The organism is Mesorhizobium sp. M7A.F.Ca.AU.001.01.1.1 (genome assembly GCF_004022735.1).
Classification (GTDB): Bacteria; Pseudomonadota; Alphaproteobacteria; order Rhizobiales; family Rhizobiaceae; genus Mesorhizobium; species Mesorhizobium ciceri.
Genome location: NZ_RZPF01000057.1, coordinates 1 through 14530 on the forward strand (window position 1 = coordinate 1; position 14530 = coordinate 14530).

At 63.1% G+C, this 14530-nt stretch carries 15 protein-coding genes and 1 tRNA gene; 12 read left to right on the forward strand and 4 right to left on the reverse strand.

Annotation, left to right across the window (positions count from 1 at the left end; genetic code table 11):
- From EN884_RS05900 to EN884_RS05920, 5 genes are all read left to right on the forward strand, one after another.
- Positions 1-977, forward strand: a 977-nt coding sequence (locus EN884_RS05900) for an ABC transporter substrate-binding protein (RefSeq protein WP_128360498.1), incomplete at its 5' end; no start/stop codon positions are given.
- 3 nt (positions 978-980) lie between these two features.
- The gene (locus EN884_RS05905; RefSeq protein WP_024504790.1) at positions 981-1718 is read left to right on the forward strand and encodes an ATP-binding cassette domain-containing protein; all 738 of its coding nucleotides are present in this window, start codon (positions 981-983) and stop codon (positions 1716-1718) included.
- Positions 1715-2428 (forward strand): ABC transporter ATP-binding protein, encoded by a 714-nt coding sequence (locus tag EN884_RS05910; protein WP_013530211.1) that lies wholly within the window; start codon positions 1715-1717, stop codon positions 2426-2428. Before EN884_RS05905 ends, EN884_RS05910 begins: the two co-directional genes overlap by 4 nt.
- 12 nt (positions 2429-2440) lie before the next feature.
- Positions 2441-3316, forward strand: a complete 876-nt coding sequence (locus EN884_RS05915; protein ID WP_063170049.1) for a branched-chain amino acid ABC transporter permease — start codon at positions 2441-2443, stop codon at positions 3314-3316.
- Positions 3313-4347, forward strand: a complete 1035-nt coding sequence (locus tag EN884_RS05920; protein WP_027162307.1) for a branched-chain amino acid ABC transporter permease — start codon at positions 3313-3315, stop codon at positions 4345-4347. Before EN884_RS05915 ends, EN884_RS05920 begins: the two co-directional genes overlap by 4 nt.
- Before the next feature lie 24 nt (positions 4348-4371).
- Here EN884_RS05920 and EN884_RS05925 read toward each other — a convergent pair whose 3' ends face one another.
- Positions 4372-5688 (reverse strand): ArgE/DapE family deacylase, encoded by a 1317-nt coding sequence (locus EN884_RS05925; protein WP_063170048.1) that lies wholly within the window; start codon positions 5686-5688, stop codon positions 4372-4374.
- Between the two features lie 57 nt (positions 5689-5745).
- Positions 5746-6651, reverse strand: coding sequence for a MurR/RpiR family transcriptional regulator (locus tag EN884_RS05930; RefSeq protein ID WP_013530207.1), 906 nt, complete (start codon positions 6649-6651; stop codon positions 5746-5748).
- 227 nt (positions 6652-6878) lie between these two features.
- On the opposite strand from EN884_RS05930, the gene EN884_RS05935 reads away from it, so the two are divergent.
- The 3 genes from EN884_RS05935 (at position 6879) to EN884_RS05945 (ending at position 9220) form a co-directional block, all read left to right on the forward strand.
- On the forward strand, positions 6879-7961 hold the full coding sequence (locus EN884_RS05935; protein WP_164745812.1) for a sigma-70 family RNA polymerase sigma factor: 1083 nt from the start codon (positions 6879-6881) through the stop codon (positions 7959-7961).
- Positions 7962-8048: 87 nt separating this feature from the next.
- Positions 8049-8585 carry a carboxymuconolactone decarboxylase family protein gene (locus EN884_RS05940; protein WP_024504783.1) on the forward strand — a complete coding sequence of 179 codons (537 nt, stop codon included), beginning with the start codon at positions 8049-8051 and terminating at the stop codon, positions 8583-8585.
- Positions 8586-8695: 110 nt separating this feature from the next.
- Positions 8696-9220: an OsmC family protein gene (locus EN884_RS05945; protein WP_013530204.1), complete on the forward strand. Its 525-nt coding sequence runs from the start codon at positions 8696-8698 to the stop codon at positions 9218-9220.
- Between the two features lie 301 nt (positions 9221-9521).
- On the opposite strand, the gene EN884_RS05950 is transcribed toward EN884_RS05945, so the two are convergent.
- Entirely contained in the window at positions 9522-11096 is a 1575-nt protein-coding gene (locus tag EN884_RS05950) for a DUF882 domain-containing protein (RefSeq protein WP_063170045.1), read from the reverse strand.
- A 320-nt stretch (positions 11097-11416) separates the two neighbouring features.
- A tRNA-Thr gene (locus tag EN884_RS05955) sits at positions 11417-11491 on the reverse strand.
- 159 nt (positions 11492-11650) lie between these two features.
- On the opposite strand from EN884_RS05955, the gene EN884_RS05960 reads away from it, so the two are divergent.
- The 4 genes from EN884_RS05960 to EN884_RS05975 all read left to right on the forward strand — a co-directional run.
- Positions 11651-11845: a hypothetical protein gene (locus tag EN884_RS05960; protein WP_013530202.1), complete on the forward strand. Its 195-nt coding sequence runs from the start codon at positions 11651-11653 to the stop codon at positions 11843-11845.
- Positions 11846-11975: 130 nt separating this feature from the next.
- Positions 11976-13268 (forward strand): UDP-N-acetylglucosamine 1-carboxyvinyltransferase, encoded by a 1293-nt coding sequence (gene murA / locus EN884_RS05965; RefSeq protein ID WP_013530201.1) that lies wholly within the window; start codon positions 11976-11978, stop codon positions 13266-13268.
- A gap of 205 nt (positions 13269-13473) precedes the next feature.
- On the forward strand, positions 13474-13908 hold the full coding sequence (locus tag EN884_RS05970; RefSeq protein ID WP_013530200.1) for a DUF2948 family protein: 435 nt from the start codon (positions 13474-13476) through the stop codon (positions 13906-13908).
- 7 nt (positions 13909-13915) lie between these two features.
- Positions 13916-14530 (forward strand): histidinol dehydrogenase (locus EN884_RS05975; RefSeq protein WP_206617559.1); only part of this gene is annotated, 615 nt, incomplete at its 3' end.

Consider the following 14530-nt stretch of genomic DNA (forward strand, 5'->3'; position numbering starts at 1 on the left):
GCGCCGTCGAACGCCTGCTTGGCGATCCGGGCGTACACTTCATGCTGACCGGCTATGCCAGCCTGACCAATTTCGAGATCGACAACATGGCCGAGGCGGAAATGCCCTACATGCTGGCGGCCACCTCGCAGCAGACCAGGGACATCATCGCGCCGAGCCCCGACAAATACATGTGCTGCTGGTCACTGACGCCTTCCTTCGACGCCTACAACACCGACGTCACCCTGTTCGTCGAGAAGCTCGCGGCCGACGGCAAGATCACCCTGCCGACCAAGAAGGTCGCCATCATCTCGTCCGACAATGCCTATTCGAAGACCATCTCCGAAGGCATGAAGAAGACGTTCAAGGAGAAGGGCTGGACCATCACCGTCGACGAGATCGTACCCTTCGGCGAAGTGACCGACTGGCGTTCGATCCTCGCCAAGGTGCGCGAGAACGTTCCCGATGTCGTCATCAACACCGACTATCTGCCGGGCAATTCGGCGTCGTTCCTCAACCAGTTCCTCGAGCAGCCGACCAAGAGCCTCGTCTTCCTGCAATACGCGCCGAGCGTTCCGGAATTCGTCGAGCTGACCGGCAAGAAATCGGATGGCATCATCTACAACCTGCTCGGCGGCGCGCTGACGACGCCGAAGAACCCGCGCGCCGATGAGGTGGCAGCCAAGTTCAAGGCAAAATACGGCGTCGAGAGCGGCACCTACGGCGTCGGCCTCTACGAAATGACCAATGTCTATTTCGATGCGGTCAAGAAGGTCGGGGGCGCATCCGACCATGCGGCGATCATGAAGGCGCTGTCGGAGACCGACAAGCAGGTCGCGGAAGGGCGGCTGAAATTCGATCCCGCCACCCACCTGGCCACGCAGGGCGACGACTATATTCCGATCACCTTCTTCCAGATCTGGGATGGCCAGCGCACGCTGATCTCGCCTGAGAAATATGCCACCGGCGCCTTCAAGCTCCAGCCCTGGATGAAGTAGGGAATGGCCCTGCTTGAACTGGACGACGTGTCGAAGGCCTTCGGTTCGCTGAAGGCCGTCGATGGCGTGTCGTTCAAGGTCGAGGCCGGCGAGATCTTCGGTATCGCCGGCCCGAACGGCAGCGGCAAGAGCACGCTGTTCAACATCATCACCGGCATCCCGTTCGGGCCCGACCGGGGCAACATCCGCTTTGACGGCATTGCCATAAACGGCAAATCGGGACACGCCATCGCGCGCCTCGGCCTTGCCCGGACCTTTCAGCGGGAGACCAGCTTCGACGGGCTGACCGTATTCGAGAACGCGCTGATCGGCGCCAGCTACGGCAAGCAGGAAAAGACAGCGGCCACGGCCCGCAATGCCGCCGCCGAGGCGCTGGAGTTCGTCGGCCTGGGATCCCAGTCGTTCGGCCGGCTTGCCGGCGAATTGTCCGTGTTCGAGCGCAAATGCCTGATGCTTGCCACGGCGATCGCCATGCAGCCACGCATGCTCTTGCTCGACGAGCCGGCATCGAGCCTGACCAAACCCGAGATCGAGACGTCGATCGGCCTGATCCGCCGCACCGCCGAACGCGGCATCACCATCCTGTTGATCGAGCACGTGCTGACTTTCCTGATGAGCCTTTCGCAGCATCTGCTGGTGCTCAACAATGGCCGCGTCCTGGCCGCCGGCGATCCGGCAGGCGTGATCGCCGATCCGCACGTCATCGAGGCCTATCTCGGCACGAGGAGGTCGGCGGCGTGAATCCCATTCTCAGCGTCGAAGGCGTCACCGCCGGCTATGGCCGCGTCACCGTGCTGCACGATATCTCGCTGGAGGCCGGCCGTTTCGGCAATGTCGGCCTGTTCGGCCCCAACGGCCATGGCAAGACGACGCTGCTGCGTGCTATCTCCGGGCTTCTGCAGCCGAAGAGCGGCCGCATCCTGTTCGACGGGCAAGACATTGTCGGCCACAGCGCACGCGCCATCGTCGGCGCCGGCCTGATCCATGTGCCGCAAGGCAACCGGCTGTTTCCCGATCTCTCGATCGCCGACTGCATGGCGCTCGGCGCCTATTCGCCGCGGGCCCGGCCGCATGAGGCGGAAAACCGCGAAAAGGTGGTCAAGCTGTTCCCGAAACTGGCGGAACGCTGGCGCCAGCGCGTGCGCACGCTGTCGGGCGGCGAGCGCCAGATGGTGTCGATCGGCACGGCGCTGATGAGCCATCCGCGCCTGCTGATCCTCGACGAGCCGACGCTTGGGCTGGCGCCCAAGATCAAGGACGAGCTCTGCGCCTCCGTCATGGACATTTCGCGCGGCGGCGTACCGCTCATCGTCGTCGAGCAGGACATCGAATTCCTGCTGGAACTGACGCAGCAACTCTACCTCGTCAACCATGGCGCCGTTGCGACCGAGATCAAGCCGGGCGAAAGCCTCGACCACGGCGAGATCATGTCGATGTATTTTGGCCATTAGGAAAATCCGAAGATGAGCGCATTGGCGGAAATCCTGTTCGGCGGCCTGTTCCAGGGCTCGCTCTACGCCATGATGGCGGTCGGGCTGGCTCTGGTCTGGACGACGATCGGCGTGTTCAATTTCAGCCATGGCGTGTTCATGATGCTGGGCGCCTACATCGCCTGGCAGCTGGTCGAACTCGGCCTGCCGGCGGCGGTCGCCTTTCCCATCGCCGTCGTCGTCATGGCCGGCGTCGGCTGGATCCTGCAGGCGAGTGTCGTGCGGCCGCTGATCGGCCGACCCAACATCGTGCTGGTCGTCGTCATCACCACGCTGGCAGCCGGGTCGCTGATCGAGAACGGCGCGCTGACCATCTGGGGACCGCGCTCGAAGCAGATCCCGGCGCTGATCACCGGCAACACCACCATCGGCGGCGTCGGCGTCTCCCTGCACCAGATCGCCATCATCGTCATCACGCCGCTGATCCTGGCCGCACTTTGGATGTTCCTCAACCGCACGCGGCTCGGGCTGGCGCTGCGCGCCGTGGCGCAGAATGAAGATGCCAGCCATCTGGTCGGGCTGAACGTCACCGCGCTCTATGGGCTGGCCTTCGCCATTGCCGCGTCGCTTGCAGGCCTCGCCGGCATCTTCATGGGCGGCTATCGTTTCATGTCGCCGGTGATGGGCAGCGACCCGCTGCTCAAGGCGCTGATCGTCGTCGTCTTCGGCGGAATATCGAGCATCTCGGGACCGATCTTCGCCGCCTATCTGATCGGCTTCTTCGAGGCCGCCTGCAGCTATTATTTCGGCCTGTACTGGACGCCGGCGCTGCTGTTCGGCGTGCTGATCCTGACCCTGATGGTGCGCCCCGAGGGCATCTTTGCCAGCCGCTCCCGAGGCCTAGCATGACCGACACGACATCGCCGATCACCCTTAGCCACACAGAGGCGGCAACCCCGATCGCTCCCGGCCGCACGCCGTGGAAGCAGGAGGCCATCGGCTTCGTGCTCGGCTTCGCCTTTCTGGCACTGCTGCCGCTGATCTTCGGCGACACCTATGCCCGCCACATTCTGATCATGGCCTTCATCTATGCGATCGTCGCCTCGAACTGGGACCTCAGCCTCGGCTATGGCGGCGTCTTCAATTTCGGCCATCTGGCGCTGTTCGGCATCGGCGTCTATGCCTACAGCCTGCTCACCAAGCTGGCCGAATTCGACCCGTGGATCGCGCTGTTTGCCAGCGGTGTCATCGCCACCCTGGCGGCGATCCTGGTGACCATCCCGATCCTGCGGCTGAAGGGCATCTACATCATCCTGGTCACTTTCGGCTTCGCGCAGCTGGTGATGCAAGTAATCATCAGCCAGTCCGCCATCACCGGCGGCACGCAAGGGTTGGTGCGCATTCCCGGGCTATACGTGTTCGACCACAACATGGTCCGTGACGGCAAATCAGCCTATTTCTACATCGCGCTGGCGCTGCTGGTGGCGAGCACCCTGTTCCTGCGCGTGTTCGTGCGCTCACGCACCGGGGCCAGCATCGTCGCCTTGCGCGACAATGAGGAATACGCCATCAGCCGCGGCGTCTCGATCGTGCGCCAGCGCATGCTGACGCTTGCCGCGAGCGCCTTCTTCACCGGCATCGCCGGCGCCTTCTACGCCGCCTACCAGCGCAATGCCTCGATCGACGTCTTCGGCATGAGCCTTGCGACCATCATCCTGTCGATGGTGCTGCTTGGCGGCACCAGCACTATTTACGGCGCCATCATCGCCTCTTTCGTGCTGACGATCTTCGCCGAATGGATGGCCGATTTCGGCGCGTGGCGGCCGATGATCACGGCGGTGCTGATCATCGGCGTGATGCTGGCCTACCCGAGCGGCCTGGTCGGCATGATCAAGGCTTCATGGGGCGCCGTCGCCGGACGCCTGAAGCGCCCGGCCTGACCGTTTCGGACTGGCGGCTCCGCCTCAGCGGATGCCGCACCAGTCGATGACCGAAGCGGCGATCACCTTGGCGGTCTCGACCACCGATTCGACTTCGACATACTCGTCGGAACCGTGAAATCCGTCGCCTGACGGGCCGAAGATGACACCGTCGACGCCGGCGCCGGCATAGTGCGCGGCATCGCACACGGCGACGAAGCCACGCGCCTGCGGCGCCTTGCCGACCATGGCCTTGCGCTTCATCAGCGATCTCACCAGCGGATGGTCGACCGGCGTGTTCATCGGCGGAAAATGCAGCCCGCCGAGCTCCCATTGGATCGCAGGCGGGTTGTCGCGCAGCCACGCATCGGTCTGCGCGAAATGGTGGACGAACGCCTCGAAATCGCGGCGGTAGTCGGCCGAATTCTCGTCGGGCAGGAATTTCATGTCGAGATCGAGCACCGCGACATCGGGAATGATGGCCGGGTTGGTCATCACGGTCGGCAGGCCGTGCTCGCCAAGGCCGGTGCCGCCATGCATGACGCCGATGTTGATGGTGTTCATGCCGAGCGGCAGCAGCGGATGCGATTTTGCTCGCGTCCGGTCCAGCTCATACTGGCGCACGGCGGCAATGAAGCGGGCGGCGATCTCGATCGCATTGACGCCCGGCTCCAGCCGGTCCTTGTCGTGGCGCTGCGGATAGATCTCGTTGTAGCGCAGCGCCGAATGGGCGTTGCGGCCACGGATCGTCACCCGCGCCCATTCCAGCCCGCCTTCGACCGGCAGGACATCGCCCCAGGTCGGTTCGGCGACCAGCACCGCCTTGGCGAGCTTGCCCTTCTTCACCGCGTCCATGGCGCCGAAGCCGCCGGCTTCCTCGTCGACGACCGAGTGGATGGCGAGCCGGCCCTGCAGCGTGATGCCCGCCTTGCGGATCGCGCGCGCGGCGGCGATGCAAGCGGCGACGCCGCCCTTCATGTCGACGGCGCCGCGGCCATAGAGCCGGCCATTGGTGATTTCGCCGCCGAACGGATCGACCGACCAGTCCTTCATCGCGCCGACCGGCACGACGTCGATATGGCCGCACAGGATCAGGCTGCGGCTCTCGTCTCCCGCCCATTCGCCGACCAGATTGGGCCGCCCGGGCAAGGCATCCCATTGCTCTGTCCTGAACCCGTCCTGCTTGAGGATCGGTTCGAGCAGCGCCTGGACATCCGCCTCGCGGTTGATCGCCGGATTGGGCTCGAATTTGGGGTTGACCGAAGGGATGCGGACCATGTCGCGGGTCAGGCCGATCAACCAGTCGCGATCGGTCTCGATCTCAGCCTGCACGGCGTCGATGATGGTCTGGTTGTCGGGCATTGTCGCTTCCTTTTCTGCGTCGCGGCGCTTTGCATCGCTGCACTGAGCGCAACGACACTATTTCCTTGTGGCTTTGGATTTGGCGGCGTCGTCGGCCGATGACGATAGGACGGTATCGAGCGTGACCGCGTTGGCGCTGCGGATCTTCTCGATGTCCTCGATGCGCTTGCGCACCCCGGCGCCATGGCCCTCCAGCGCGTGGGCAAAGACGGTTTCCATCTGGGCAACGGCCGTCGCCAGCGTGTCGAACGGCGAGTTGGCGTCGATCGCCGCGACCATGGTCAGGTCCGCGATGTCAGATATCGGCGACAGCCAGACATCGGTGAACAGCAGGATGGAGACGCCGCGCTCCTTGGCCTGCTGGGCAAAGCTCACCACGTCCGACTGGTAGCGCCGGTAATCGAACACGACGAGGAGGTCGCGCTTGCCAAGGTCGATCAACAGGTCGAAATCGGCGGGACTCAACGAACCGATGTCGCGCACGCCGGAGCGGAACTGCAGGAGATAGCCGGCCAGCATGGAGGCGATATGCCGGCTGAACCGGCCGCCCAGCAGCACGACCTGGCCCTTGCTCTCGAGCAGCATGTTGACAGCGCGCGTGTAGGCCTGCACCGGCACAGCCGTGCGCGTACGCTCCAGGCTGTCGGAAACCGAATGGAAATAGGCAAGTGCGGTGCCTTCGCTGGAGCCGCCCGGACGCTTGGCCTCCATCATCAAAAGCGGCGAATGCAGCCTGGATTCGACTTCGGTGAGCAGGCGTGCCTGGAAATCGGCAAAGCCGACATAGCCAAGCTTGGTCATCAGCCGCGTCACGCTCGGGTCGCTGACGCCGGCGCGCCGTGCCAGCCGGGTTGCGGTGCCCAGCCCCGACATCGGGTAATCGGCGAGCAGGACCTGGACGATCTTCTCTTCCGCGGAGGTGAACGCCACGGTCGTGTTGGCCAGTTCTTCGCGGATCGACATGGTCATCGCCTATCGCTGACGGAAGATGATTATCTTACAATTTTGTGAAATGGTGTCAAATCTGGAAAAAGTTTTACAGGATTGAATCTAGCCGCGTAGATCGCCCGCATCCGCCAGAATCCAATCCTTGCTCACTGCCATATGCACTTTCGATCTCGCTTGAGTATCTTGGCGGCGAGCCTGGTTCTCACGGACCCCGTTTCGGGGCCGGTTGTTACGGACGTGAAGTGAGGGTCATAACCTCAATCCAAAACCCCATCAAAGCGTCATTGGTGAACTGGTGCCCGCCGAACACGGATCGTGACGAAGCTGAACTGGCATTCGAACTTTTTCGCCAGTTGATGCATCTTAAGTCCATGGGCTACGAAACTCATATCGTGCCGAGTGATGCCGAACTGGCCCTTGCCGCTCGGGGCGGCGATTGTGGTTGCCTCGGCCTGCTGCTGGAACGTCATCGCGCACGGCTCTATGCGATAGCGCTGAACATGCTCGGCTATGGGTCGGACGCCGAAGATGCTGTGCATGAGACTTTCCTGATCGCGCTGAGGCGCATCGGCGAACTCAAGGATCCGCAAGCCGTCGGTGGCTGGCTTCGCACTGTGTTGCACCGCTGTTGCCTGCAACAATTGCGTCGACGACGACGCGAGATCTTGACCGCCGACATTCCAGACCGCCCAGACGAACGCGCAAGCATTGAGGAGCGGCTGGAGAAAGTCGCGCTTCGCGAATGGGTTTGGGACGCGCTACGCAAGCTTCCCGAGCCGCTGCAGGCTACCGCCATGTTGCGCTATTTCGGAAGCTATCAGTCTTACGAGGAACTGGCCGCCATTCTGGGTGTCCCGATTGGGACGGTTCGCAGTCGTTTGTCGCAAGCCAAACGCAAGCTTGCCGAGATGCTGCTGGAAACGGCGGGCCTTGCCGACACAGAGGCTCGCTCGCAGTCTCGCGAGCGCCAGCGATTCTACTCCGAAATTTTCAATGGGCTCAACCAGCATGGCGAGCGTGACCGCTTCCTTGGGCACTTTGCAGAGGACCTGCATCTTGTCCGCGGGACGAGCAAACCAGTGCTGGGTCGCTCATTCCTTGCCTGGGAAGTCGACGCCGACACGGAAGCCGGCGTCCGCCTGGAACCGCAGCGCATTCTCAGCGCCAGCCAGGTCACCGTGATCGAGGGACTATTCGTCAATCCGCCGGAAGACCCTTTCCACTGCCCGCCGGGTGTCGTCCTGGTGATCTTTCAGCGAGACGGCAAGGCCCGACGCTTGCATCTTCATCTTTCGCCGCGTCCGCCTAGAATCGACGACGACTGATCGAACTTTTTCTCCCGTCCGTGACTCCTTACAGCACGCGGGCATCATCTGGCCCGGACGCAAATGGTTCCAAAGAGGAGAGAGATCATGTTCGCCTTCGCAGTTTCCCATGTTGCTTCCATCGCACACCACGGCGAGCTCGGGCCCAGCCGCTCGCGCCGCCTCCTTCACACGGCGTTCGCATCGACTGTCGTCTGCGCCACATTGTTGTCATCAGGCTTAGGCTGGGCCGGTCAAGCTGAGGTCGACGCCACCTATAAGGACGTCGAGCGGACGCTCGGCTCGGTGCCGACCTTTCTCCATCAGGTTTCAAAAGCAGCGCTGCCGGGCGCCTGGGCAGAGGTGAAGGCTCTGCAGTTCTCCAGCGAAACCGCCCTGCCGCCGAAGGTCAAGGCTCTGATCTCGCTCGCCGTCTCCGCACAAATTCCCTGCCAGTATTGCATCTGGGAAGACACCGAGAGCGCAAAACAGGCGGGCGCAACGGAGGACGAGATCGAAGAGGCCGTCGCTATCGCCGCTCTGTCACGGCACTGGAGCACGATCTTCAACGGCATGCAGGTCGACTTTGAGACCTTCAAGAAGGATCTCGGCGGCGACGCTCAGGCTGCCGCGCCTGCCAAGTAGCGCGAGCCTTGTCGGCACATTGTCGGGATTGGGGCCAGGCCGCGGCAACCATCGTCGGCATCCGCGGACCGGAATAGGGAGTGGAATTCTCATTTTACAGGGAGGTAAAGATGCCAGTAGTCTTCGGAGAAACCGTCAGCACAGTCAAAGATATCGTGTCCGTGCTAAAGAAACACGGTGACGCGGTGCGTGGCACCTATCGTGCCCGCTACCGCTTCGACCCGCAATCAGGCGATCCTTACACAACACCGCTACTGGAGCGACCGGCGAGCCTCAAGGACAATTCGCCGACCGCCGTCTTTCCCTGGGAGCAGATCTTTGCCGCGGCGGCTGTGTGCGCCGGCTCGGATTATCCGATGCTGGCAGCGCATGCGGGGGTCGATCTTCGTTCGGTCGATTTCATCGCGGAAGGCGTGTTCGACCCGCGTGGCGAGTTCGACGGACTTGATGGGCTCACGGCGCCCGTGGACGCCCGGCATTGCTACGTGTCCCTGCACCTCAGCGCGACCGTGTGTTCTTCGGCGCCCCGCGCCGATCTGGAGAAAATTCATGAGCGCGCGATCTCGCACAACATGGTGCTTGGCGCCCTTAGAGGAATTCCCATGACCAGCGAATTGGTGATTCACCAGGCGTGATCCTTGTCGCAGAACTCGCCCGCTGGGCGGTCTGTGGCTTAGTCCCGCCGGTTGCGGCCGGCGGGCCAAATGTGCCTCGTGCACGTTTGCGCCACCACGATCCTGGCAATTTCGCGGGGCGATCTGCTCGAAAGGCAACGGATGGCGGCCGACAGCAACGAGCCGACTGCCCGCTGCAGTAGCGCGCTGCTCGCCAAGTGTTATAGCGCGGAAGGGTTCGGCATTGCGAACCCCGTGACCGCCCCGGCCATCGATATGGCGCAACACATTTCGATACTGGATCGAACGGTGCTTTCGCCCTCTATTTGAAACTGGCGATGGGCAGGAATTTCACCGCGGAGCCGGTGAAGCGGCGGTGATCGGACGTCCGTCCCCGCGGTTGGAATCCATCGAGATAGACATGCTCCGGCGCCGTGCGGATGAAATTGGCGGCAATCATGGGCGCCCCTGTTGATGCGGCCCCACCGGTAATAGCGCGATCTGCCTCGGAATCGGGGCGCCGCTGGACACGATCGGCCTTGGGGTTCGTCCTGACGCGATCTTCTGGCTTTGACGCCGGCGCCGCGATCCGCTCGCCGGCCAGCCCGTCGTCGGGGTGATGCATGGCCAGCAAGACACCGATGGCATCGCCAGATTTGGCTGCTTCCAACTGGCGCGTCGGGCTTGACTGGCTTTCCGGCCGCCATGTCGGCAATGGGACGTTGAGCGCCATCATCTCCGGCGCGACGCTCGTGGCAGCGGCATCGGCATTCGCGGCGTCCGGCTTGGCAACGGCCAGCTCGGCCTGCGCCGTGGACGCGCCGGCGATTGCCAACGGTGCGGTTTCCGGGGTGGGAACGGGTGCCGTGAACTCGGCGCGCGGTGCGAAGGCCGGCAGCGGCACTGAGCCCGGCGCCATCGCCATGACGATCGCTTCAGGCGTCTTCCCCTTCTGCCCGGCAAGCGGTTCTTCGCCTGGATCGCTGCCAGCAATCTGGATGTCAGCCCGCTGGGCATCCTGCGGCGGCACGATAGCGATACCCTGTCCGGCCGGTCTGGGTTCGACGGACCTCGCCGGTTTGCGTGGCGCCGGCACCGCTTCGGCGACATCATCGGACTCGTCTGCGCCGCCCCCGCCCAAGAGCGTCGCCAGCAGGCCACGCGGCCTGCGTTGGCCGCCGTCGACGCTTGCCAGCTCGATGTTGGGCGTGCCGGCGCCCTTGCGCGATTTGTAGGCGGCAAACGCCTGCTCATAGCCGGGCAGCGGTTTGCCGTCGCTCGGCACATGCAGTGTGTTGCCGTTCGGAAATACCTTGGCGAGTTCCTGGCGGCTGATGCCCGGCCAATGCCGCACATTGCCGACATCCATGTGTATGAAAGGCGAACCGGAGGTGGGGTAATAACCCACGCCGCCGCCCTGCATTTTGAGGCCGATGTCGCGCAGTTTCTTCAGCGGCACATCCGGCAGGAAGAAGTCCATCGCGCGGCCAACCATGTGTTGGCTCTCCCGGGCCACACCCTTCGAGCGGCTGCGCAGCATGGCGTTCGTCGCCGGCGAACGATAGGCGCTGACCACATGGATATAGGCTGTCGAGCCGCTGGCGCGATAGGCCTGCCAGACAAGATCGAGCAGGCGCGGATCCATCTTCGTCGGTTCGTTGCGACGCCAGTCGCGCAGCATGAGATTGATCTTCTTCAATCCCGCCGGATCATAGCGCCCATTGCGCTTGAAGACGATTTCAGCCTTCTCGCCCGTATGGAGATGTTGAATCCTCAAAGCACGCGTCTCCGCGAACGCGCCGGTAGCGCACAGGCAAAGGAACGCTGCGATGATGGCAGGCAGGGTCCAAAGACGGGAAGCACCGGGGGCGTTTTGCACGTTTTCGCTCACGTTCATGCCTTGCACGTTCTTTTGTTTCGGGCGATTTAGATTTCCGCCCAGATCAGGAGCCTTTCGGCCCTCTTCCTGACAAGCATGGATCTGACCGGCGAAGACGGGCATCCATGCCACAATACGTCATGTCGATGAATAGCATCTTGGTTAATGAATCGTGTCTTGCCGGAATGCGCTTCGGCTGGATTTGCCTGTGGCAGCCATTTTCTGAAGCAATGAACCGCTGATCGGGTCTGCCGGCACGAGGGCCGCGCCATCCCATGTACCCGCCTCGCCCTCGCAAATGCAGAGGACGATCGTGCGGCAACAGGGATGTTGGAAACTGGTGCTGCGAGAGAGGATTGAACTCTCGACCTCTCCCTTACCAAGGGAGTGCTCTACCACTGAGCTACCGCAGCCGCTGATGGCGGGGCTTCTGCCATATCGAACCGGCAAGCGCAAGGCCAAGTGCAACGCTTCTGTGAAAGGCTTTGCCGGATGGCTTTTAATGACATGGCAGTGCCACAATGTTGGCTATCCCTGAACAGCAAGCTGGTGGGTCGCCGGCGGGATGGGCGATGGACGACAAGACAATTCCAGTGAAAAAGGATGGTCCACCGAAAAGCAGCGCAACAATCCGCAAGGATCGGCTCGCCGAGCAATTGCGCGCCAATCTGCAGAAGCGCAAGGCGCAGTCGCGCTCGCGGCGGACCGGCGAGGCCGACCTGCGTCCGGACGGGCTCGCTGCATCGAAGAAAATACAAAAAGATTAACTCAAATAGGTCACTCTTGGCCTGGGGTGGGCGAAATCCTATTTCTTGAACCAGATTGGCCAATGGTCTAGACGGGCCGCTACTCAAACGATTGAACCGGCCCTTTTTTGGCCGAGAGGGACGTTCTTCCATGGATCGCATCAGAATTGTCGGGGGCAACAAGCTCTCCGGAAGCATTCCGATCTCGGGCGCGAAAAACGCGGCGCTGCCTTTGATGATCGCCTCGCTTTTGACCGACGACACACTGACGCTGGAAAACGTGCCGCATCTGGCCGATGTTGAGCAGCTGATCCGCATCCTGGGCAATCACGGCGTCGATTATTCGGTCAATGGCCGCCGCGAGAAGCAGAATGAGGGCTATTCGCGCACCATCAACTTCTCCGCCCGCAACATCGTCGACACCACAGCGCCCTACGAGCTGGTGTCGAAGATGCGCGCCTCGTTCTGGGTGATCGGCCCGCTGCTGGCGCGCATGGGCGAAGCAAAAGTGTCGCTGCCGGGCGGTTGCGCCATCGGCACGCGGCCGGTCGATCTGTTCCTCGAGGGCCTCCAGGCGCTGGGCGCTGATATCGACGTCGACACCGGCTATGTCATCGCCAAGACCCGGAATGGCCGCCTTGTCGGCAACCGCTATATCTTCCCGAAGGTCTCGGTCGGCGCCACCCATGTGCTGATGATGGCCGCGGCACTCGCCAAGGGCGAGACGGTGCTGGAAAATGCCGCCTGCGAGCCCGAGATCGTCAATCTGGCCGAGTGCCTCAACGCCATGGGCGCGAAGATTTCCGGCGCCGGCACGCCAACCATTGCCATCGACGGCGTCGAATCGCTCTCCGGTGCGCGCGTGCGCGTCATTCCCGACCGCATCGAGACCGGCACCTATGCGATGGCCGTCGCCATGACCGGCGGCGACGTCGTGCTCGAAGGCGCGCGTGCGGACCTGCTGCAGACCGCACTGGACGTGATCGCCCAGACGGGTGCGGAGATCACGCCGACCAATTCCGGCATCCGGGTGAGGCGCAACGGCGCCGGCATTTCGCCGGTCGACGTGACGACAGCACCCTTCCCGGCCTTCCCGACCGATTTGCAGGCGCAGTTCATGGGCCTGATGACCATGGCCAAGGGTAAGTCGCGCATCACCGAGACGATCTTCGAGAACCGCTTCATGCATGTGCAGGAACTGGCGCGGCTCGGCGCTCACATCACGCTTTCGGGCCAGACGGCGATCGTCGACGGCGTGCCGAAGCTGAAGGGCGCGCCGGTCATGGCGACCGATCTTCGCGCCTCTGTCTCGCTGGTCATCGCCGGCCTGGCGGCGGAAGGCGAGACCACGGTCAACCGCGTCTACCACCTCGATCGCGGCTTCGAGCGGCTGGAAGAAAAGCTGTCCAACTGCGGCGCGGTGATCGAACGGATTTCGGCGTAGCCCGCGACCTCGGCTCCTCTCTAGCAGCGCAGGAGATTGGCGAAATCCTTCGCGGCAGCGTCCTTCTCCCCGTCACTATCCGGGGAGAAGTGCCCGGCAGGGCGATGAGGGGCAGCGCAGAGCTGCAGCTGTTGGTGCGGTTGCACCGATCGCCAAGACCGCCTAACAGAAGGCTGAACAATCAACCTTCAGGTGCGAAATCCGTATGACCGCCCTTAAGCTTATCGCGCTCGACGACCAGGATCTGAGCATCGTTTCGGCTCATGTCCAGGATGCCGTGCTGAAAGTCAGCGACCTCGAATTCCTCCCCGCGGCCAAGCGTTTCCTGCTGACCATGAACCGTTTCGTCTGGGAGGCAAAATCCGGCCTGTTTCGCCAGCATAATGAGCGACGGCAGGCCGTGCTGCATTTCGACCGCGTGCTCGGGGCCAAGACCAGCGGTATTGACCGCGACAAGCCTGCCGAAGTCCTGTCGCTGCTGGCGATCAGCTTCATCGAGATCAGCAAGCCGGCCGGCATCGTCGAGCTGATCTTCTCGGGCGGCGGTGCGATCATGCTCGACGTCGAGTGCATCGAGGCCCGTCTTGCCGACATCGGCGGGGCGTGGGAAGCCACCTCGCGCCCCATCCACAAGGCCTGAGCGTCCGATGGCCATCACGCTTCGTCAGTCCGATGCCGATTTCGAGCAACGTTTCGCCGCCTTCCTCACGACCAAGCGGGAGGTCTCCGCCGATGTCGATGCCGCGGTGCGCGACATCATCGCGCGCGTGCGCGCCGAGGGCGACGCGGCACTGATCGACTATACGCGGAAATTCGATCGCGCCGATTTGACCGGCCTCGGCATTGCCGTGTCTAAGGAAGACATCGCAACCGCCTACGAAACGGCCGACCCAAAGACGATCGAGGCGCTGGAGTTCGCGCGCGACCGCATCCGCTCGCATCATGAACGGCAGCGGCCGAAGGACGATCGCTATACAGATGCCGCCGGCGTCGAGCTCGGCTGGCGTTGGACGGCGATCGAGGCCGTCGGGCTCTATGTGCCGGGCGGTACGGCGAGCTATCCGAGCTCGGTGCTGATGAACGCCGTGCCGGCCAGAGTGGCCGGCGTCGAGCGCATCGTCATGGTCGTGCCGGCGCCGGGCGGCATCATCAATCCGCTGGTGCTGGTGGCAGCGGACATATCAGGCGTGTCCGAAATCTACCGAGTCGGCGGCGCGCAGGCGATCGCCGCCCTCGCCTATGGCACCGAGACAATCCGGCCG

What these genes read in the sequence shown, in the direction of transcription:
- EN884_RS05905 (WP_024504790.1), top strand. Translation starts at nt 981, where the DNA reads ATGGCCCTGCTTGAACTGGACGACGTGTCGAAGGCCTTCGGTTCGCTG.
- EN884_RS05915 (WP_063170049.1), top strand. Translation starts at nt 2,441, where the DNA reads ATGAGCGCATTGGCGGAAATCCTGTTCGGCGGCCTGTTCCAGGGCTCG.
- EN884_RS05920 (WP_027162307.1), top strand. Translation starts at nt 3,313, where the DNA reads ATGACCGACACGACATCGCCGATCACCCTTAGCCACACAGAGGCGGCA.
- EN884_RS05925 (WP_063170048.1), bottom strand. Translation starts at nt 5,688, where the DNA reads ATGCCCGACAACCAGACCATCATCGACGCCGTGCAGGCTGAGATCGAG.
- EN884_RS05930 (WP_013530207.1), bottom strand. Translation starts at nt 6,651, where the DNA reads ATGTCGATCCGCGAAGAACTGGCCAACACGACCGTGGCGTTCACCTCC.
- EN884_RS05940 (WP_024504783.1), top strand. Translation starts at nt 8,049, where the DNA reads ATGTTCGCCTTCGCAGTTTCCCATGTTGCTTCCATCGCACACCACGGC.
- EN884_RS05945 (WP_013530204.1), top strand. Translation starts at nt 8,696, where the DNA reads ATGCCAGTAGTCTTCGGAGAAACCGTCAGCACAGTCAAAGATATCGTG.
- EN884_RS05950 (WP_063170045.1), bottom strand. Translation starts at nt 11,096, where the DNA reads ATGAACGTGAGCGAAAACGTGCAAAACGCCCCCGGTGCTTCCCGTCTT.
- EN884_RS05960 (WP_013530202.1), top strand. Translation starts at nt 11,651, where the DNA reads ATGGACGACAAGACAATTCCAGTGAAAAAGGATGGTCCACCGAAAAGC.
- murA (WP_013530201.1), top strand. Translation starts at nt 11,976, where the DNA reads ATGGATCGCATCAGAATTGTCGGGGGCAACAAGCTCTCCGGAAGCATT.
- EN884_RS05970 (WP_013530200.1), top strand. Translation starts at nt 13,474, where the DNA reads ATGACCGCCCTTAAGCTTATCGCGCTCGACGACCAGGATCTGAGCATC.